Here is a 17604-nt window from a genome sequence, read left to right as displayed (position 1 = left end):
CCGACGTCAGTGATCCACCGGCCGGTCCCGTCCGCGGGGCCGGCCGCGGTGGTTTCCGACGATGTCGACGCCGGCCACCACCAGGGCCAGCGTGATGATCGCCGCCGAGGTAAGCAGCGACCGTTCGAACGCCCGTGACCAGGCGTCCGTGCCGTCGCCCAGCGCCGCGAAGAAGGCCGCACCCACCACCGCGATCCCGGCGGCCGAACCGATCCGCTGCCCGGTCTGCAACATCCCGGCACCGCTGCCGGCCTGCGGGACCGGTACGGCGGACAGGGTCAACGTCTGGTTGGGCGCGATCACCAGACCGCTGCCGAGCCCGGCGAGCAGCAGCGGCAACGCGGTCACCCAGGGCACCGGAGCCTGCGGCACCAGCTCGATGGCCAGCGCGGCGAGGCCGAGACCGGTCACCACCGCGACCAGGCCGGTGGCGACCAGCGGGCGGCCGTACCGGTTGACCAGCCGTCCGCCGACGGCGGACGCGACGGCCGAGCCCAGCGCGAACGGGGTGATCGCCGCACCGGCGACCAGGGCGCTGTAGCCACGCCCGTTCTGCAGGTAGAGGGTGAAGATGAAGAATATCGCGGTGAACCCGCCGAAGTAGAGCAGCGCGATCGCCGAGCCGAGACGGTACGACCGGATGCGGAACAGGCCCACGTCGAACAGTGGTGGGCCGGTCCGGGCGTACCGTCGCTCCCAGCCGACGAAACCGGCGAGGACCGCCAGGCCGACGGGCAGCAGCAGCCACTTCGTCGCGCCGTGCCACTGTTCGTGCTGCACCAGCGGCAGCAGCACGAGGGTGACCCCGACGCCGAGCAGCAGTACGCCGACCGGGTCGAACCGGCGTCGCCGGTCACGTGGGGTGACCCGACCGGGCAGCAACCGCCAGCCGAGCAGCACCGCGACGATCCCCACCGGCACGTTGACGAAGAAGACCCACCGCCAGCCGTGTTCCGCGCCGCCTGCGGCGATCAGCAGGCCGCCGAGCAGCGGACCGACCGCGGTGGAGATGCCGATGGTGGCGCCGAGCCACCCGAAGGGCCGGGCCCGCTCGGGCCCGGCGAACAGTTGCTGGATGAGGCCGGTCACCTGCGGGTTCACCACACCGGCGGCGGCGCCCTGGAGCAGTCGGGCGGCGATCAGCCAGCCGGGGGACTGGGCGACTCCGGCCATCGCGCTGGTCAGCGTGAACAGGGCGATGCCGAAGACGAACGCGTTGCGTCGCCCTCGGACGTCGCCGAAGCGTCCCGCCGGCACCAGGACCAGCCCGAAGGTGAGGGCGTAGCCGGACAGCACCCATTGCAGGTCGCTGGAATCGGCCCGCAGGGCGCGCTCCAGGGAGGGCAGCGCGACGTTGACGATGCTGATGTCGAGCAGCGTCATGAACGCCGCGACCAAGCCGACCCCGAGGGCCTGCCAGCGACGCCTGTCGTTCAGCGCCCCGGGCTCCGCCGAACCTGCGGTCAACCGACGATCCCGCGTCGGGCCGCCGGGCGCACCATCACGCCAACTGCTGCGCGCAGAAGCGGGGGCCGAAGTCGAGCCCGGCCATCGGCGAGTCCTCCCGGTGCAGCAGGTTCTTCTCGGTCAGCAGGTGCAGCGGAGTCTGCAGTTGCTCCTCGGTCAGGCCGCACTCCTGGGCGATCATATCCGGGTAGGGGACCTGGCCGCGGGCCTCCAGGGCCGCCACCGCGTCGTACACCCGTGCCTCGATGTCCGACAGCCGCACCTGTTGCATGGTGTCCTCCTCGCGCCTCGTCCGCCTGCGGCAGGCGGTCTGCGGCGGGCGCTTACCCGGCGCGGCGGGAAAAATGCCTGCCCGGCAGCGGTGCGGCGGCCGACGGAGCCGGTGGCCATCCGGTCGCGGACGACTGACGTGACCCGCCGCTGGCGCCCGGAGTCGGTGGGCCTCGCGCCCGAATGGGCTGCTCTACCCTGCATCCGTGAACGTCTGGGAACTCGTGGTGATCGGCGGGGGCCCCGCCGGGCTCTCCGCCGCCTACGTCGCCGCCCGGCGCGGGGTCCGCACGCTGGTCGTCGAGCGTGCCGCGCATCCGAGGTACAAGACCTGCGGTGGCGGCCTGATCGGCACCTCACTGGCGGCGCTCGCCGGACGGATCGAGGTACCCGCCCACGACCTGGTGGACCGGATCACCTTCACCCTCGACGGGCGCGGCGGATTCACCCGACGGCATGCTGGTGGTCCGTTGGTGAGCATGGTGCGCCGGGAGGAGTTCGACGACCGGTTGCGCGCCGCCGCGGTGTCCGCCGGTGCCGAGCTGCGTCAGCGGGCGACGGTCCGCTCGGTGGAGCAGGACCCCGACGTCGTACGGGTGCGGCTGGCCGACGGTGAGGTGCTCCTGGCCCGTACCGTCATCGGTGCCGACGGCTCCTCCGGGGTGAGCGCCCGGCACGTCGGAGTGCGTCACCGCCAGGTGGATCTGGGGCTGGAGCTGGAACTGCCGGTGTCCCCGGCCGAGCAGGCTCGGTGGCGGCGGCGCGCGCTGCTCGACTGGGGTCCGCTGCCCGGCTCGTACGCCTGGGTCTTCCCGAAGGGCGATCGGCTCACCGTCGGGGTGATCGCCGGCCGGGGTGAGGGGGAGCGGACCCGGCGGTACCTGGCCCGGTTCGTCGACCGCCTCGGGCTGGCCCACGTGTCGCCGACGCACGACTCGGGTCACCTGACCCGCTGCCGGGCCGACGACTCACCGCTGCGCCGGGGGCGGATGCTGGTCGCCGGTGACGCGGCCGGTCTGCTGGAGCCCTGGACCCGGGAGGGGATCAGTTACGCGCTGCGCTCCGGTGAGCTGGCCGGTGCGGCGGTGGCCGCCGCCGATCTCGGCGGCTACGAACGGTCGGTGAGCGAGCGTCTGGTCCCGGCCATGCGCGCCGGGCATCGGCTGCTCGACGTCTTCTCCCGGCGGCCCGGGGTCTGCCACACGCTGCTGGCCACCGCGCCGGGCTGGCGCGCGTTCACCCGGTTCTGCCTCGGGCGGGCCGACTTCGACGAGTTGGTCGGGCGGCCCTCCGTCCGGGCCGCGCTGGCCCTGGCCGAGCGGCTGCCGGGCCCACGGAGGGCGGTCCCGGCCCGAGCCGCCCGCTGACACCGGATCCTGGATCACCGGGTGATCCAGGATCCTAGGATGCATTACGCGAGGTGAGCCGCACCGCCGAGCCGCAGCCGCCCGGCGTTTCGCCCCGGGCGGCCCGGGTAGGGCCTAGCGGGACCGCATTCCACCCGCCCGGCGAGGAGACCCCGTGAGCGAGACGCAGCACACCCAGCAGGACCCGACCGAGCAGTTCGGCCAGCGGTCCGGGCAGCCGAGCCAGCAGCAGAGCCCGCCGGGGCGGACCGGTGCGATGTCGCCGAAGCCCGACCACGGAGAGGACTCCTACCGGGGGACCGGCAAGCTCGACGGCAAGAAGGCGGTGATCACCGGTGGTGACTCGGGTATCGGCCGGGCGGTCGCCATCGCGTACGCCCGGGAGGGGGCCGACATCCTGATCTCCTACCTCGGTGACGGAGAGGAGGCGGACGCCCGGGAGACGGTACGACTCATCGAGGCCGCAGGCCGCAAGGGTGTCGCGGTCCAGGGTGACATCGCCGACGAGCACCACTGCACGACGCTGATCGAGCGAGCGGTCAGTGACCTGGGCGGCATCGACATCCTGGTGAACAACGCCGCGTACCAGATGGCGCAGGACAAGGGCATCGCCGGCATCAGCACCGAGCAGTTCGACCGGGTGTTCAAGACCAACCTGTACGCGATGTTCTGGCTGTGCAAGGCGGCGTTGCCACACCTGGGCGACGGGTCCACGATCATCAACACGTCCTCGATCCAGGCTTTCGACCCGTCGCCGCAGCTGCTCGACTACGCCACCACCAAGGCGGGCATCGCGAACTTCACCAAGGCGCTCGCCGCCGACCTGGTCGACCGGGGCATCCGGGTCAACGCGGTGGCTCCGGGGCCGATCTGGACTCCGCTGATCCCGGCGACCATGCCGCCGGAGAAGGTCGAGCAGTTCGGCACCGACACCCCGATCGGTCGGCCCGGTCAGCCGGCGGAGCTGGCGCCCGCGTACGTCTTCTTCGCCTCGCAGGAGTCCAGCTACATCACCGGCGAGATCCTGGGCGTCACCGGCGGGCGTTTCACCAAGTGATGGGAGCGCAGGCGCGGCCCCGCCGACCCGACGCGGGTCAGCGGGGCCAGTCCGCCAGGCGTCGCCGGACCTGGCCGATGTCGGCGGGGTCGAGGCCATAGCGGGTGAACCGGTGGTCCGGGATCCGGTCGAGATAGCGGCCCGCCGCCCGGACGTCCTCGTCGTCGACGGCAGGATCGAGCTGCCGGGCGAGATCCAGCAGCTCGGCCACCGACCGGTGGGCCAGGGCGGAGGCCACGTCGATGTAGTCGCGCACCTCGCGGCGGTTGACCAGGGCGGCGGTCTTGTTCGCGATGAGGTCTCGGACGTCCATCACCGGCCCGAGGTCCATCACCACCGGGCTGCGGTGCCGGTCGAGACGGGCCAGACTGAGGCGGATCTGCCGGTCGTCCCGGGTGACGACGAAGTCCCGTAGATCCCGGTCGAAACCGTCGAAGAGGTCACCGAGGTCGCTGTCCGGGTCGGCGTCGGCCACCTCGAACCCGGCGCGTTCCAGTGCGGTCCGAACGTCGGCCGCCGCCGCCGCGGCGGCGCCCTCCACGTCGGCGAAGAGGTCGACGTCCTCGGTGGGGCGGGTGACCAGGCCGTGCGCCGCCCAGGCCACGCCACCACCGAGCACGAAGCGGTACGGTCCGGCGACGGTCAACGCGATCCGGGCAACCTCGCGGTAGAACTCGTGTGGATGCGCGTGCGGGGATGCCCCGGTCACGCCGACCGGAGACTCTGGTGTCGGCTCTCCCACGCCAGTCGCACGCCCCGGGGCAGGTTGAGCCGTTTCCACACCCGGCGCAGTGTCCGCCCGTTCACCAGCTGCCGCAGGTCGTCGAGGCGCGCGGTCTCGCGCAGCACGTTCTCGTACAGCCAGAGCAACTGGTCGGGGTCGGCGAGGTCGAAGGCGCGGTCGGCGCACCACATCAGCCGCACCGGCAACTCGACCACCCCTCGGGTGGGGCCACGCAGTTCGGTGAGTGTCCGGGCTACCACGGCGGGACGACCGGGTCGGGCCAGGTGCGCCACGCCGGTCGAGGTGGGGGAGACCGCCTGCATGCTGTCAGGGTAACCCCAGATCGGCTCGGCTCGTGCCGATGACCTGCCTCGGGCGTGATTCGTGGGGCGTGGCCGTGGGGGTGTGGCCTGCCGTGCCCGGCTCCGGGCGGTCAGGCCTGATCCCTGCGCCGGGTTCGGCAGGCCACACCCTGGCCTCGTGGGTGGTTGATCACCTTGTGTGTCGGGGTGTCCGGTTTCGGGTGGCGGTGGGTGGAATCTGCGGGGGGTGGCGGGCGTTGTAATGGGTGGCTGACCAAGGAGGGCCCGACCGGCCGCCGCCACGGGCGGTGAGATCCGGGAATGACCGGCCCCGGTCAGTCGTTGTACATGGTCCCGGCGCGTGATGTGGCCGCGCCCCACGCGCCCTACCGGCCCACCCCCTCCGGCCGGTGTACGCACCACGTTCTTTCCGCCGCCTGACGGCGTCTGCGTCGCCCGCCCCCCACGGAGGCGACGCTCACCCCCGAACGCGAAGGAGATCCCCCATGAACACCATGCTGCGCAAGAGCATCCTCGGAATCGCCGGCCTCACCGCCGCCGCCGGACTCGCTGCCGGCCCGCTCAACCACGCCGCCACCGAGGCGTTCTCCTCGGCGAACCCCATCGCCGCCGTCCAGGCTGAGAAGCCGGACACCGGCAAGCTGTTGCCGCATGGTGCTCCGGCGGGTCAGTCGCATGTCGACCTGAACGATGAGCAGGTGGGGAACGTGAAGGCGATCATCGCGGCGACGAAGAAGGCCGGTATGGACGAGCGGGCTGCGGTGGTGGCGATCGCGACGGCGTTGCAGGAGTCGAAGTTGGAGAACCTGGGTCATCTGGGTGACCGCAACGACCATGACTCGCAGGGTCTGTTCCAGCAGCGTCCGTCCAGTGGTTGGGGCACGGTCGAGCAGATCACCGACCCGGAGTACTCGACCCTGGCGTTCCTCAAGGGCCTCAAGCAGGTCGACGGCTGGCAGGACATGCCCCTGACCAAGGCCGCGCAGACCGTGCAGGTGTCGGCCTACCCGGACCACTACGCCCAGTGGGAACAGCAGGCCGCCGACCTGGTCGCCGAGCACTGGAACGCCTGATCCCTGCTCTGAACAATCGAAGACTTTCCTCGACAGGGGGAACAAACCGCTGGCCGGCACCCCACCCAGGGTGCCGGCCAGCGGCATACCACCCGGCCGCGACTGTGGCGGCGATCACGACAGGGGTAGGAAGAAGCGAAGCGGGTAACCTGTTGACTCGGGTGTCGGTGTGATCCAGTGTCCCCGGGCCTCACCTAAATTGCCTTCGCGGAATACCGTTCGGCTGGAGCCGCGTCGCGCCACTCGCCGAGAGGCGACCTGCACACCGGCACCCTCGCCGCCCCCGGCCCGATCTCGGGCCGGGGGCGGCGTTCTGTGCGGTTCCGGTAGGCGGGTCGCCGATCCCGGCGCGCTGTCCTAAGGTCGACATCGGGAGGTGTCGAGCGTGGGACTGCGGGACGTGATGCTGGGCTGGCCGGTCTACCGGCAACTCACCGGCACCGACCCGCTGGGCCGGGGCGCGGCGGCGCGCTCGACCCGCAGCGCCGAGCTGACCCCCCGCACGGAGGACGCCGACCGGGTCGCCAGGTCCGTCTGCCCCTACTGTGCGGTCGGCTGCGGGCAGCGGGTCTTCGTCACCGACGGCCAGGTCACGCAGATCGAGGGCGACCCGGACAGCCCCATCTCGCGAGGGCGGCTCTGCCCGAAGGGCGCTGCCAGTCGGAGCCTGGTCACCAGCCCGCTGCGGCAGACCAAGGTCCGCTACCGGCGGCCGTACGGCACCGAGTGGGAGGACCTGGACCTCGACACCGCGCTCGACATGATCGCCGACCGGGTGCTCGCCGCCCGGGACGAGACGTGGGAGGACGTCGATGCCGAGGGTCGGCCCCTGAACCGCACGCTGGGGATCGCCAGCCTGGGTGGGGCCACCCTGGACAACGAGGAGAACTACCTCATCAAGAAGCTGTTCACCGCGATGGGGGCGCTTCAGATCGAGAACCAGGCCCGTATTTGACACTCCGCCACCGTCCCCGGTCTGGGGGCCAGCTTCGGTCGCGGTGGCGCGACGGACTTTCAGCAGGACGTGGCGAACGCCGACGTCATCGTCATCCAGGGCTCCAACATGGCCGAGGCTCATCCGGTGGGCTTCCAGTGGGTGATGGAGGCGAAACGGCGCGGGGCCAAGGTCTTCCACATCGATCCGCGCTTCACGCGTACCAGCGCGGTCGCTGACGCGCACCTGCCGATCCGGGCGGGCACCGACATCGCGTTGCTGGGCGCGGTGGTGAACTACATCCTCACCAACGAGTTGGACTTCCGGGAGTACGTGCTGGCGTACACCAACGCCGCGACGATCATCAGCGAGGACTTCGTCGACGCCGAGGAGAGCGACGGGTTCTTCTCCGGTTTCGACCCGGCCACCGCCAGCTACGTGCAGGACAGTTGGCAGTACGCGGGCCACGAGCGGGACTCCGGCGGTGGCTCCACGGCCGAGGAGCGCGACGCTGCGGCCGGGCTGCGGCACGAGTCGCACGGCGCTCCGATCGACGGTCATCCGCTGCGGGACGAGACGCTGCGGCATCCGCGTTGCGTGTACCAGATCCTCAAGCGGCACTTCGCCCGCTACACGCCGGAGATGGTGGAACGCGTCTGCGGCGTGCCGCAGGAGAAGTTCCTGGAGCTGGCGCGCGCCTGGACGGAGAACTCCGGGCGGGAACGGACCGGCTGCCTGATCTACTCGGTCGGGTGGACCCAGCACACCGTCGGGGTGCAGTACATCCGCACCGGGGCGATCATCCAACTGCTGCTGGGCAACATGGGGCGTCCCGGCGGTGGGGTGATGGCGTTGCGCGGGCACGCCAGCATCCAGGGCTCCACCGACATTCCGACCCTGTTCAACCTGCTGCCCGGCTATCTGCCGATGCCGCACCACGCCAAGCATCCCGACTTCGACGCCTGGGTGGACAGCATCCGGCATCCCGGCCAGAAGGGGTTCTGGGGTAACGCCCGCGCCTACGCCGCCAGCCTGCTGAAGGCGTACTGGGGTGACGCGGCGACCGAGGAGAACGACTTCTGCTACGGCCACCTGCCCCGGATGACCGGCGACCACGGCACCTACCAGCAGGTGCTGAACATGATCGACGGCAAGGTGAAGGGTTACTTCCTGCTCGGGCAGAACCCGGCGGTCGGTTCGGCGCACGGCCGGGCCCAGCGGTTGGGCATGGCCAACCTCGACTGGCTGGTGGTACGCGACCTCTTCATGATCGAAAGTGCGACGTTCTGGCAGCGTGGCCCCGAGGTCGCCACCGGGGAGATCGTGCCGCAGGAGTGCGCCACCGAGGTGTTCTTCCTGCCGGCCGCCTCCCACGTGGAGAAGGAAGGCACGTTCACCCAGACCCAGCGGTTGGTGCAGTGGCGGGAGAAGGCCGTGGAGCCGCCCGGCGACGCCCGCTCCGAGCTGTGGTTCTTCTACCACCTGGGGCGCCGGCTGCGGGAGAAGCTGGCCGGCTCGACCCGCCCACGTGACCGCGCGTTGCTGGATCTGACCTGGGACTATCCCACGCACGGCCGACACGCCGAGCCGGATGCCGAGGCGGTGCTGCGGGAGATCAACGGGTTCGACACGACCAGCGGTGCCCCGTTATCGACGTTCACCCAGGCCCGCGACGACGGCACGACCGCGATCGGTTGCTGGATCTACACCGGGGTGTACGCCGACGGGGTGAACCAGGCGGCCCGCCGTCGGCCCGGTCACGAGCAGGACTGGGTGGCCGCCGAGTGGGGCTGGGCCTGGCCGGCGAACCGGCGGATGCTCTACAACCGGGCCTCCGCCGACCCGCAGGGCCGCCCGTGGAGTGAGCGCAAACGCTACGTCTGGTGGGACGCCGAGGCCGGCCGGTGGACCGGTCACGACGTGCCGGACTTCGAGGTGACGAAACCGCCGTCGTACCGGCCACCGGAGGGGGCCACCGGCCCGGCCGCGCTGGCCGGGGACGACCCGTTCATCATGCAGGCAGATGGCAAGGGCTGGCTGTACGCGCCCAGCGGGGTGTTGGACGGCCCGCTGCCGACGCACTACGAGCCGGCCGAGTCGCCGGTGCGTAACCCGCTCTACGGGCAGCAGGCCAACCCGACCCGCAAGATGTACGCCGACCCGGTGAACTCGACGAATCCGAGCCCGCCGCAGCAGCACGACCAGGTCTTCCCGTACGTGTTCACGGTCAGCCGGCTCACCGAGCACCACACCGCGGGCGCGATGAGCCGCACCGTCGCGCCGTTGGCGGAGTTGCAGCCGGAGATGTTCGTGGAGGTATCCCCGGACCTGGCGGCGCTGGCCGGGTTGACCCACCTCGGGTGGGCGCACCTGATCAGCGCCCGCGCGGCGATCGAGGCCCGGGTGCTGGTCACCGATCGGCTGGTGCCGCTGACGGTGGACGGTCGGGTGATCCACCAGGTGTGGTTGCCGTACCACTTCGGCTTCGAGGGGCTGGTCACCGGGGACTCGGCCAACGACCTGTTCGGCATCACCCTGGACCCGAACGTCCTGATCCAGGAGAGCAAGGTCGGCACCTGTGACGTGCGGCCGGGGCGTCGGCCCACCGGCGCGGCGCTGCGTGATCTCGTGCAGGATTACCGCACCCGGGCCGGCATCGTGCCGGGTGTCCTGCCGCCGGCGGTCACCCCCGGCGTGCCGGTCGAGTCCACCGGCGACGCAGAGAGGAACAGCTGATGGTCGATTCGCGCGGCCGGCCCGCCGTCCCCGCGCCGTCGACGGCCGGGGCGGCTGATCCGGCGACCGCCGCCGGCTGGGTCGACGCGCCGCCGAGGATGGGTTTCTTCACCGACACCAGCGTCTGCATCGGCTGTAAGGCGTGCGAGGTCGCCTGCAAGGAGTGGAACGGGGTGCCTACCTCCGGGCTGGACCTGCTCGGCATGTCCTACGACAACACCGGCGCGTTGACGGCGAACTCCTGGCGGCACGTCGCCTTCGTCGAACAGCACCGCCCCGCCGGTGACGGCTCGTCCCCGGTCGCGGAACACCCGACCGGCACGTCCTGCGCCGCCGGCACCACCACGGCGACCGGCACCGAGCCGGGCCTGCTGCCCGGTCGCCCGGACGCCGCCCGGGCGCCCGAGTTCCTCGGCATGCCGGCGGCCGGGCCACCCGGGCGCACCGGCAGCGCCGAGGGGCGCGGTGACTTCCGCTGGCTGATGATGTCGGACGTGTGTAAGCACTGCACCCGGGCCGGTTGCCTCGACGTCTGCCCGACCGGGGCGCTGTTCCGCACCGAGTTCGGCACCGTGGTGGTGCAGGAGGACATCTGCAACGGCTGCGGTTACTGCGTGTCGGCCTGCCCGTACGGGGTGATCGACCGGCGGGTCGGGGACGGGCGGGCGTGGAAGTGCACGCTCTGCTACGACCGGATCGGCGCCGGGCTGACCCCGGCGTGCGCCCAGGCGTGCCCGACCGAGTCCATCCAGTACGGCCCCCTCGACGAGCTGCGGGAACGGGCCGCCGCGCGGGTCGACACGTTGCGGGCGCGGGGGGAGTCGCAGGCCCGGCTCTACGGCCACGACCCGAACGACGGTGTCGGCGGTGACGGCGCGTTCTTCCTGCTGCTCGACGAGCCGGAGGTGTACGGCCTGCCACCGGATCCGCAGGTCACCACCACGGATCTGCCGGCGATGTGGCGGCGGGCGGGGCTGGCTGCGTTGGCCATGACGGCGGCGGCGGTCGGTGCGTTCCTCGGCGGTCGGCGGTGAACCCGGACCGGGCGGCCGTCGGGGACCGGTTCCGCCGTTTCCGAGCCGGGCGTCGCGGCGGTGAGGAACTGGCCGTGCCACCGGCGGAGTTCACCTCCTACTACGGCCGACCGATCCTGAAGCCGCCGGTGTGGACCTGGGAGATCGCCGCCTACCTGTTCACCGGTGGGGTGGCCGCCGGTTCGTCGTTGCTGGCGGCGGGCGGGCAGGTCACCGGGCGGCCCCGGGTCCGCCGTGCCGGGCGGGTCGCCGCGCTGGCCGCGATCACCGCCAGCGCCGGGCTGCTGGTCAAGGACCTGGGGCGGCCGGAGCGGTTCCACCACATGTTGCGGGTGGCGAAACCGACCTCGCCGATGTCGATGGGCACCTGGGTCCTCACCGCGTACGGTCCGGCCGCCGGGTTGGCCGCGGTGGCCGAGGCGGCGTCGCTGCTGCCCACTAGGGGCCCGCTCGGGCTGGCCCGCCGGGTGTTGCCGCCGACGGGGCGGGCCGCCGGGCTGACCGCCGCGGCGCTCGCACCGGCCCTGGGCACGTACACGGCGGTGCTGCTGGCCGACACCGCCGTGCCCTCCTGGCACGAGGCGTACGCCGACCTGCCGTTCGTCTTCGCGGGCAGCGCGTTGGCCAGCGGCGCGGGAGTCGGCCTGCTCGCCGTGCCGGCGGCCGAGGCGGGACCGGCGCGGCGGATGGCGGTGGCCGGTGCCGGGCTGGAACTGTTCGGCGCGCACCGGTTGGAGAACCGCCTCGGCCTGCTGAGCGAGCCCTACCGGAGTGGTCGGGCCGGTGCTCTGCTGCGGGCCGGGCGGGCACTGACCGTCGCCGGGGTGGCCGGGGCGGTGCTGGGTCGGCGGAGCCGACTGGTGTCGGCGCTCTCCGGTGCCGCGTTGCTGGCCGCGTCGGTCGCGACCCGCTTCGGTGTCTTCCAGGCCGGGGTCGCCTCGGCCCGCGATCCGAAGTACACGGTGGTGCCGCAGCGGGAACGCCTCGACCGGCGGGCGGCCGAGTCCGACCGGTAGCCGGGGTGTCGGCTCGGCCGCACACCCGCCGCCCGACTGTGATCCAATGGCCGGTGGAGGCGTTCAGGCGGCTGGTGCCCCTCCCGGTCTTCAAAACCGGTGTGGTCCGGGATCCGGGCCAGGCGGGTTCGATTCCCGTCCGTCTCCGCCAGGCTACGAGGAGATGACCTGATGAGCGACGGCGGCGCGGACCCGCGACGCCGGGTGCCGCGTACCGACGTGCTGTTGGCCGAGCCGCCGCTGGTCGCGGCCGCCGCCGCCGTCGGCCGTGACCGGGTGCGCAGCGCGGTACGCCAGGCCCAGGAACGGGCCCGTCGGGGTGAGATCGACCCCGCCGAGGTACGCGACGCCGCGTTGGCCGCGTTGCCGTCGCCGGTGCCCCGGGTCGTGCTCAACGCCACCGGGGTGGTGCTGCACACCAACCTGGGGCGGGCCGCACTCTCCCCGGCGGCGCTGGCCGCGGTGACCGCCGCCGCCGGGTACACCGACGTCGAGTTGGATCTGGGCACCGGGCGGCGGGCCCGCCGTGGGCGTGACGCGTTGGATGCCCTGGCCGCCGCCGTACCGGACGCCGAGGCGGTGCACGTGGTCAACAACGGGGCCGCCGCGCTGGTGCTGGCGGCCACCGCGCTCGCCGCCGACGCGGAGATCGTGGTCAGTCGGGGCGAGTTGGTGGAGATCGGTGACGGGTTCCGGCTGCCCGATCTGCTCACCAGCACCGGTGCCCGGCTGCGGGAGGTCGGCACCACCAACCGGACCACCCTCGCCGACTACGCCGCGGCGGTCGGGCCGCGTACCGGCTTCGTGTTGAAGGTGCACCCGTCCAACTTCCGGGTCACCGGCTTCACCTCGGCGGTGCCGGTGCGGCGGCTGGCCGGGCTCGGTGTGCCGGTCGTCGCCGACATCGGTTCCGGGCTGCTGGCTCCCGATCCGCTGCTGCCGGACGAACCGGATGCCGCCAGCACGCTGCGGGCCGGGGCGGCGCTGGTCACCGCCAGCGGCGACAAGCTGCTCGGTGGCCCGCAGGCCGGGCTGCTGCTCGGCACCGCCGACCTGGTCCAGCGGCTGCGCCGACACCCGCTCGCGCGGGCGCTGCGGGTGGACAAGCTGACCCTGGCCGCCCTGGCGGGGACGCTCGCTGATCCGGCCACGCCCACCCGCCGGGCGTTGCACGCCGACGGGGCGGTGCTGCGCGAGCGGACCGAACGGCTGCGGGAGGCGCTGACCGCCGACGGCCGCAAGGTCGAGGTGGTGCCGTCCGTGGCGGTGGTCGGTGGTGGCGGCGCGCCCGGGGTCGAGCTGGACTCGTGGGCGTTGAGCCTGCCCGAACGGTACGCGGGTCCGCTGCGCGTCGGTGACCCGCCGGTGCTGGGGCGGGTGGTTCGGGGCCGGCTGCTGCTCGACCTGCGTTGCGTGCCGGAACAAGCCGACGATCTCGTACGCCTCGCGGTGCTGGCCGTGCCGGAGGACGACTGACCATGCTGGTGGTGGCCACGGCCGGGCACGTCGACCACGGCAAGTCCACGCTGGTGCGGGCGCTGACCGGGATGGAACCGGACCGCTGGGCGGAGGAACACCGCCGGGGCATGACCATCGACCTCGGGTTCGCCTGGACGGCGCTGCCGTCAGGTCGTACCGTCGCGTTCGTCGACGTGCCCGGGCACGAGCGGTTCGTGTCGAACATGCTGGCCGGGGTGGGCCCGGTCCCGGCCGCGGTCATGGTGGTGGCGGCCGACGCGGGCTGGATGCCGCAGTCGGCCGAGCATCTCGCCGCCCTGGACGCGCTCGGCGTCGGGTACGGCCTGCTGGTGGTGACCCGCGCGGACCTGGCTGATCCGGCGGAGGCCCTGGCCGAGGCGCGCGCGGAGCTGGCGGCGACCCCGCTGCGTGACGTGGAGGCGGTGACGGTCAGCGCCGTCACCGGCGCGGGCCTGCCGCAGTTGCGGGCCGCGTTGGACCGGTTGGCCGACCGGATGCCCGCCCCGGCGCCAGACGGCGCGGTCCGGTTCTGGATCGACAGGTGTTTCACGGTCCGGGGCAGCGGCACCGTGGTCACCGGCACCCTCGGTGCCGGTCGGCTGCGGGTCGGCGACGAACTGGAGCTGGCCGGCAGCGACGAGCCGGTGCGGATCCGGGGCCTGCACCGGCTCGGTGTCGGGTGCGGCGAGGCGGTGCCGGTGGCCCGGGTGGCGGTGAACCTGCGCGGTGTGGCCCGGGAGCGGATCGGTCGTGGTGACGCCCTGCTCACCCCCGGCCGGTTCCGTGTCACCGACGTGGTCGACGTGCGACTGACCGGGGTGCCGGTGGCCGAGCTGCCGCTGACGTTGACGCTGCACATCGGTTCGGCCGCGGTGCCGGTGCGGGTCCGCCCACTGGGCGCGGACACCGCCCGGCTCCGGCTGGGCCGGGCGTTACCGCTGCTGGTGGGGGACCGGGCGGTGCTGCGCGATCCGGGCCGCCGCTACGTCGCCGGTGGGGTGACCGTGCTGGACGTGGTGCCGCCGCCGCTGACCCGTCGGGGCGCCGCTGCGGCCCGGGCGGCGGTGCTGGCCACCCTGGACGGTCGCCCCGACGCCGCCGGTGAGCTGCGCCGTCGAGGGCTGGCCCGGGTCACCGACCTGGTCACGGCGGGCGTGCCGGTGACGGTCGACCCGGTGGCCGGGGACTGGCTGGCCGACCCGCACCACTGGCAGCGGCTCGGCGACCGGCTCACCCGCGCCGTCACCGAGTACGCCCGCACGAATCCGCTGGCCCCGGGCGCTCCGGTCGAGCACCTGCGCCGCCAGCTGGACCTGCCCGACCGGGCCCTGGTCGAAGCCCTGGTCCGACCACCGTTGCGGCTGGCCGCCGGTCGGGTCGTGGCCCCCGGCACGGCGTCGTTGCCCGAGCCGGTGGCCCGCGCGGTGGCCCTGGTGAGTGAGGACTTCGCGGCGCATCCGTTCCGTGCCCCCGCCGCCGACCGGCTCGCGGCCGTCGGGCTCGGCACCCGCGAGATCGGTGCGGCGGTGCGGGCCGGGGCGTTGCTGAGGCTGACCGGGAACGTGGTGCTGCTGCCGGGCGCGCCGCAGCAGGCGGTGCGGGTGCTGACCGGGCTGCCGCAGCCGTTCACGCTCAGCGCCGCCCGGCAGGCGTTGGACACCACCCGCCGGGTGGCGGTGCCGCTGTTGGAACTGCTGGACCAGCGCGGACTCACCCGTCGACTCCCCGACGACGCGCGGGTGGTGGTGGATTGAGCACATCGCCGCCCGGCGGCCACGCCGGGCACCTACCGTGACGGCATGGATCCCTCCGCGATCTGGCGGGACCGGCAGCACAGGTGGCGGATCGAGGCGTACCGTGCGCCGGATCTGCGGTTCGCCATCTACGCGACCAACGGCACCACCGAGTCCGCGCCGTTGTGGCTGTTCGGCATGGCGGCGCTGGCCCGGTGGCTGATGAGTCACAAGATCTCCCTCGACGACCTGGAAGTCGACTGAGCGGGCGGCTGAGGTCACCCGATCGAGGGGACGAGGACCGGTAACCGCGGGCCGGCACCGTCGCCGTCCGTACGGTGCCCCTGTGAAGGACCGAGGTACCCGGAAGGTGGTGGCGGCGCTGGCCGGCCTCGCCGTGATCTACTTCGGCACCACCGGCCGTTCCGCGGAGGAGGGGCGCGGCCTCTCCGGCGGGCTGGTGGTGTTGGCGCTGCTGGCGGCGCTGCTGGTGTGGCACCTGACCAAACCCGGTGGTGACGCGGCGAAGTGACCACCCTCAGCGGGCGGCCACGGCACGGCTGATCTGCCCGGCCGACTCCTCGCCGAGGGCGACCCGGACCAGCGTGGAGGCGAGTCGGCCGAAGTCGGCGTCGTCGACGAGTTCGGCCAGCCGGTCCGTCGTGGTGGGCAGCCCGAGTCGCCGCGCGCCGGCCACCGCCCGCTGGTCGACGTACGGGCGCACGTCCGGCCAGACCTGCTGCACCTCCCGCAGGAAGATGTCCGCGCCGGTCGGTCCGATCCCGGGGAACGCGGTGAGCAGCCGACGCAGCTGACCCGGATCGCCGTCCGCCTCCCGGTGCAGCCGACGCAGGTCGCCGTGCCAGCGGTCCAGGCAGAGTCGGGCACCGGAGCCGAGCATCGTCGCGGTCCGCTCGTCGTAGCGGCGGTAGTGGCCACGCCCCAACGCGTCGACCCGTTCCTGCCAGCTCGCCGCCTCCATGGCCTGCGGGGTACGCAGCCCGGCCGCGAAGAGTTCCCGGGCCGCCGCCACGGCCACCGACGCGCGGATCCGGGTGCTGAGCAGGGTGGCCAGCACCAGCAACTGGTACAGCGGAGCCGGTCGGTCGGCCAGCGTGATGCCGGCCTCCTCGGCGTACGTGCGGCGGGTCAGCAGGGTCCGCGCCAGCGTCCGTTGGTCACCCATCCTCGGGGAGTACCCAGCAGCGGCCCGGATAGCCCTCGCCGTGGGTGACTCGGAATGCCGGCGACGGCGGCGGGTAAGCCGCAGGTTGAGCGCGGTGTCGTGCCGCGTACCGGCGAAGGGAGAGGACTGTGACGAACCCGCAGCAGCAGGAGTTCCGGCGCAACGCCCTCGGCGGGACCAGCCAGGACAACAAGGGCCCCGATCCGGCGGGCCATCCCGGCCACCGTGGCTCGTCGCGGGGCGACGCCGGGCGTCCGGTGCCGCACGGGCAGGTGTCACCGTACGGTCCCAGCGGTCGACCGGTGGCCGAGGACGACAGCGACTCCTGACCGGCCCTAATCCGGCTGCCGCAGCCAGTTCCAGGTGGCTGCGGCAGCCAACCCGTAGGCGAGGTGCGGGACGATGTCGGCGATCCAGTCGGCGCGCCGCCAGGTGCGCGGGTCGGTGACCCCGAGCAGGGTCAGCGACCCGTCCGCCAGGGTCATCAGACCGCCACCGAGCAGCATCGAAGCCCGCAGCACCGGCTGTCGGCGGCCTCGGGCCAGCAGCGCGAAACCGACCGTGGCCGCAGCGCCGAGCCCGTAGCCCATCAGGGCGCCCAGGCCGGAGCGTCGGTTGTCCGCCTGCTCCGGTGGCCCCAGGGACACGTGGCCGACCTGGGCCAGTCTTCCGGCGCTGCGCTCCGGTGTCTGGCTGGCCGGCCTGGCCCGAGCCGTCATGTCCAGATAGGTGACCACGTTCAGCGCGGTCGTGCCGACGGCCCCGGCGATGAGGCCGTCGGCCAGGTCGGCCGCCCTCACTTCGGATCTCCGGGCTCGCGGTTGCCCTTCGGGCCGTAGGTGCGGTCGCCCCGCACGATGCCGCGTCGGCCCTGTTCCTCCTGCAGAATCCGGTTGGCCGCGTCGTCGGCCTTCTGGTCCGGTGTGCGTCGGCCCGAGCCGTCGATGGCGTTGCGCAGGCGGGCGCGTTGCTTGTCGTAGGCGTTACTGCCGGGGCGAGGTCCTGGCATCGTGGTCTCCTCCTGGTCGTCGCCGGTGGCGTCGGTACCCCTCCTGGTGTTCGCCGGTGGCGTCGGTACCCGTCTTTGGTCATCACCGGTGGCGTACGCGGCCCGTCTACCCGCCTGGACCGCCGTCAACCGCGCCGACCGGTCACCGGCCGCCGTGACCGGCGGGGTGATACCGCCCAGCCGGTCCCATCGCTAC

Annotated in this window: 18 protein-coding genes and 1 tRNA gene; 12 read left to right on the top strand and 7 right to left on the bottom strand. The window is 72.9% G+C overall.

Features of this window, described 5'->3' with window-relative positions:
• Positions 1-6: 6 nt before the first annotated feature.
• Both ACLQ2S_RS10015 and ACLQ2S_RS10010 read right to left on the bottom strand, forming a co-directional pair.
• Entirely contained in the window at positions 7-1467 is a 1461-nt protein-coding gene (locus ACLQ2S_RS10015; RefSeq protein ID WP_425701561.1) for an MFS transporter, read from the bottom strand.
• A gap of 34 nt (positions 1468-1501) precedes the next feature.
• A complete protein-coding gene (locus tag ACLQ2S_RS10010) occupies positions 1502-1738 on the bottom strand; it encodes a hypothetical protein (RefSeq protein ID WP_155222099.1) in 237 nt (78 codons plus the stop codon).
• Between the two features lie 205 nt (positions 1739-1943).
• On the opposite strand from ACLQ2S_RS10010, the gene ACLQ2S_RS10005 reads away from it, so the two are divergent.
• Together ACLQ2S_RS10005 and ACLQ2S_RS10000 are read left to right on the top strand one after the other, a co-directional pair.
• Complete coding sequence (locus ACLQ2S_RS10005; RefSeq protein ID WP_309223918.1) at positions 1944-3104, top strand: geranylgeranyl reductase family protein; 1161 nt, start codon at positions 1944-1946, stop codon at positions 3102-3104.
• A 154-nt stretch (positions 3105-3258) separates the two neighbouring features.
• Positions 3259-4161: an SDR family oxidoreductase gene (locus ACLQ2S_RS10000; RefSeq protein WP_425701560.1), complete on the top strand. Its 903-nt coding sequence runs from the start codon at positions 3259-3261 to the stop codon at positions 4159-4161.
• A 37-nt stretch (positions 4162-4198) separates the two neighbouring features.
• On the opposite strand, the gene ACLQ2S_RS09995 is transcribed toward ACLQ2S_RS10000, so the two are convergent.
• Together ACLQ2S_RS09995 and ACLQ2S_RS09990 are read right to left on the bottom strand one after the other, a co-directional pair.
• Positions 4199-4870: a nucleotidyl transferase AbiEii/AbiGii toxin family protein gene (locus tag ACLQ2S_RS09995; protein WP_309223920.1), complete on the bottom strand. Its 672-nt coding sequence runs from the start codon at positions 4868-4870 to the stop codon at positions 4199-4201.
• Positions 4867-5208 (bottom strand): hypothetical protein, encoded by a 342-nt coding sequence (locus ACLQ2S_RS09990; protein WP_155222101.1) that lies wholly within the window; start codon positions 5206-5208, stop codon positions 4867-4869. Before ACLQ2S_RS09990 ends, ACLQ2S_RS09995 begins: the two co-directional genes overlap by 4 nt.
• A gap of 485 nt (positions 5209-5693) precedes the next feature.
• Here ACLQ2S_RS09990 and ACLQ2S_RS09985 point away from each other — a divergent pair, with 485 nt between their 5' ends.
• The 9 genes from ACLQ2S_RS09985 to ACLQ2S_RS09945 all read left to right on the top strand — a co-directional run bounded on the left by ACLQ2S_RS09985 (position 5694) and on the right by ACLQ2S_RS09945 (position 15745).
• Complete coding sequence (locus ACLQ2S_RS09985) at positions 5694-6281, top strand: hypothetical protein (protein WP_425701559.1); 588 nt, start codon at positions 5694-5696, stop codon at positions 6279-6281.
• 403 nt (positions 6282-6684) lie between these two features.
• The gene (fdh, locus tag ACLQ2S_RS09980; RefSeq protein ID WP_425701579.1) at positions 6685-9951 is read left to right on the top strand and encodes a formate dehydrogenase; all 3267 of its coding nucleotides are present in this window, start codon (positions 6685-6687) and stop codon (positions 9949-9951) included.
• Positions 9951-10985, top strand: coding sequence for a 4Fe-4S dicluster domain-containing protein (locus ACLQ2S_RS09975; protein ID WP_155216210.1), 1035 nt, complete (start codon positions 9951-9953; stop codon positions 10983-10985). Before fdh ends, ACLQ2S_RS09975 begins: the two co-directional genes overlap by 1 nt.
• Positions 10982-12001, top strand: coding sequence for an NrfD/PsrC family molybdoenzyme membrane anchor subunit (gene nrfD, locus ACLQ2S_RS09970; protein ID WP_309222932.1), 1020 nt, complete (start codon positions 10982-10984; stop codon positions 11999-12001). The genes ACLQ2S_RS09975 and nrfD overlap by 4 nt, the downstream gene beginning before the upstream one ends.
• A 55-nt stretch (positions 12002-12056) precedes the next feature.
• Positions 12057-12152: transfer RNA gene (locus tag ACLQ2S_RS09965), tRNA-Sec, on the top strand.
• 20 nt (positions 12153-12172) lie between these two features.
• Complete coding sequence (gene selA, locus ACLQ2S_RS09960; RefSeq protein WP_155216212.1) at positions 12173-13477, top strand: L-seryl-tRNA(Sec) selenium transferase; 1305 nt, start codon at positions 12173-12175, stop codon at positions 13475-13477.
• A 2-nt stretch (positions 13478-13479) separates the two neighbouring features.
• Positions 13480-15234 carry a selenocysteine-specific translation elongation factor gene (gene selB, locus ACLQ2S_RS09955; protein WP_425701558.1) on the top strand — a complete coding sequence of 585 codons (1755 nt, stop codon included), beginning with the start codon at positions 13480-13482 and terminating at the stop codon, positions 15232-15234.
• Between the two features lie 45 nt (positions 15235-15279).
• On the top strand, positions 15280-15477 hold the full coding sequence (locus ACLQ2S_RS09950) for a hypothetical protein (RefSeq protein WP_425701557.1): 198 nt from the start codon (positions 15280-15282) through the stop codon (positions 15475-15477).
• A gap of 82 nt (positions 15478-15559) precedes the next feature.
• A complete protein-coding gene (locus ACLQ2S_RS09945) occupies positions 15560-15745 on the top strand; it encodes a hypothetical protein (RefSeq protein WP_155216218.1) in 186 nt (61 codons plus the stop codon).
• A gap of 6 nt (positions 15746-15751) precedes the next feature.
• Here the strand turns inward: ACLQ2S_RS09945 and ACLQ2S_RS09940 are convergent, their stop codons facing one another.
• Entirely contained in the window at positions 15752-16399 is a 648-nt protein-coding gene (locus ACLQ2S_RS09940) for a hypothetical protein (protein WP_155216220.1), read from the bottom strand.
• Between the two features lie 128 nt (positions 16400-16527).
• Between ACLQ2S_RS09940 and ACLQ2S_RS09935 the strand changes: the two genes are divergently transcribed.
• Positions 16528-16728, top strand: a complete 201-nt coding sequence (locus ACLQ2S_RS09935; RefSeq protein WP_230462423.1) for a hypothetical protein — start codon at positions 16528-16530, stop codon at positions 16726-16728.
• 6 nt (positions 16729-16734) lie between these two features.
• On the opposite strand, the gene ACLQ2S_RS09930 is transcribed toward ACLQ2S_RS09935, so the two are convergent.
• Positions 16735-17199 (bottom strand): hypothetical protein, encoded by a 465-nt coding sequence (locus ACLQ2S_RS09930; RefSeq protein ID WP_309222933.1) that lies wholly within the window; start codon positions 17197-17199, stop codon positions 16735-16737.
• On the bottom strand, positions 17196-17408 hold the full coding sequence (locus ACLQ2S_RS09925; RefSeq protein ID WP_155216222.1) for a phosphatidylethanolamine-binding protein: 213 nt from the start codon (positions 17406-17408) through the stop codon (positions 17196-17198). Before ACLQ2S_RS09925 ends, ACLQ2S_RS09930 begins: the two co-directional genes overlap by 4 nt.
• Between the last annotated feature and the right edge of the window lie 196 nt (positions 17409-17604).

This window comes from Micromonospora sp. DT48 (assembly GCF_049844495.1).
Lineage (GTDB): Bacteria > Actinomycetota > Actinomycetes > Mycobacteriales > Micromonosporaceae > Micromonospora.
The sequence above is the reverse complement of the archived record's forward strand: the minus strand, read 5'-3'. Positions and strand labels throughout refer to the sequence as shown.

What these genes read in the sequence shown, in the direction of transcription:
- selA (WP_155216212.1), top strand. Translation starts at nt 12,173, where the DNA reads ATGAGCGACGGCGGCGCGGACCCGCGACGCCGGGTGCCGCGTACCGAC.
- ACLQ2S_RS10010 (WP_155222099.1), bottom strand. Translation starts at nt 1,738, where the DNA reads ATGCAACAGGTGCGGCTGTCGGACATCGAGGCACGGGTGTACGACGCG.
- selB (WP_425701558.1), top strand. Translation starts at nt 13,480, where the DNA reads ATGCTGGTGGTGGCCACGGCCGGGCACGTCGACCACGGCAAGTCCACG.
- ACLQ2S_RS09975 (WP_155216210.1), top strand. Translation starts at nt 9,951, where the DNA reads ATGGTCGATTCGCGCGGCCGGCCCGCCGTCCCCGCGCCGTCGACGGCC.
- ACLQ2S_RS09940 (WP_155216220.1), bottom strand. Translation starts at nt 16,399, where the DNA reads ATGGGTGACCAACGGACGCTGGCGCGGACCCTGCTGACCCGCCGCACG.
- ACLQ2S_RS09985 (WP_425701559.1), top strand. Translation starts at nt 5,694, where the DNA reads ATGAACACCATGCTGCGCAAGAGCATCCTCGGAATCGCCGGCCTCACC.
- ACLQ2S_RS09950 (WP_425701557.1), top strand. Translation starts at nt 15,280, where the DNA reads ATGGATCCCTCCGCGATCTGGCGGGACCGGCAGCACAGGTGGCGGATC.
- ACLQ2S_RS09925 (WP_155216222.1), bottom strand. Translation starts at nt 17,408, where the DNA reads ATGCCAGGACCTCGCCCCGGCAGTAACGCCTACGACAAGCAACGCGCC.
- ACLQ2S_RS09990 (WP_155222101.1), bottom strand. Translation starts at nt 5,208, where the DNA reads ATGCAGGCGGTCTCCCCCACCTCGACCGGCGTGGCGCACCTGGCCCGA.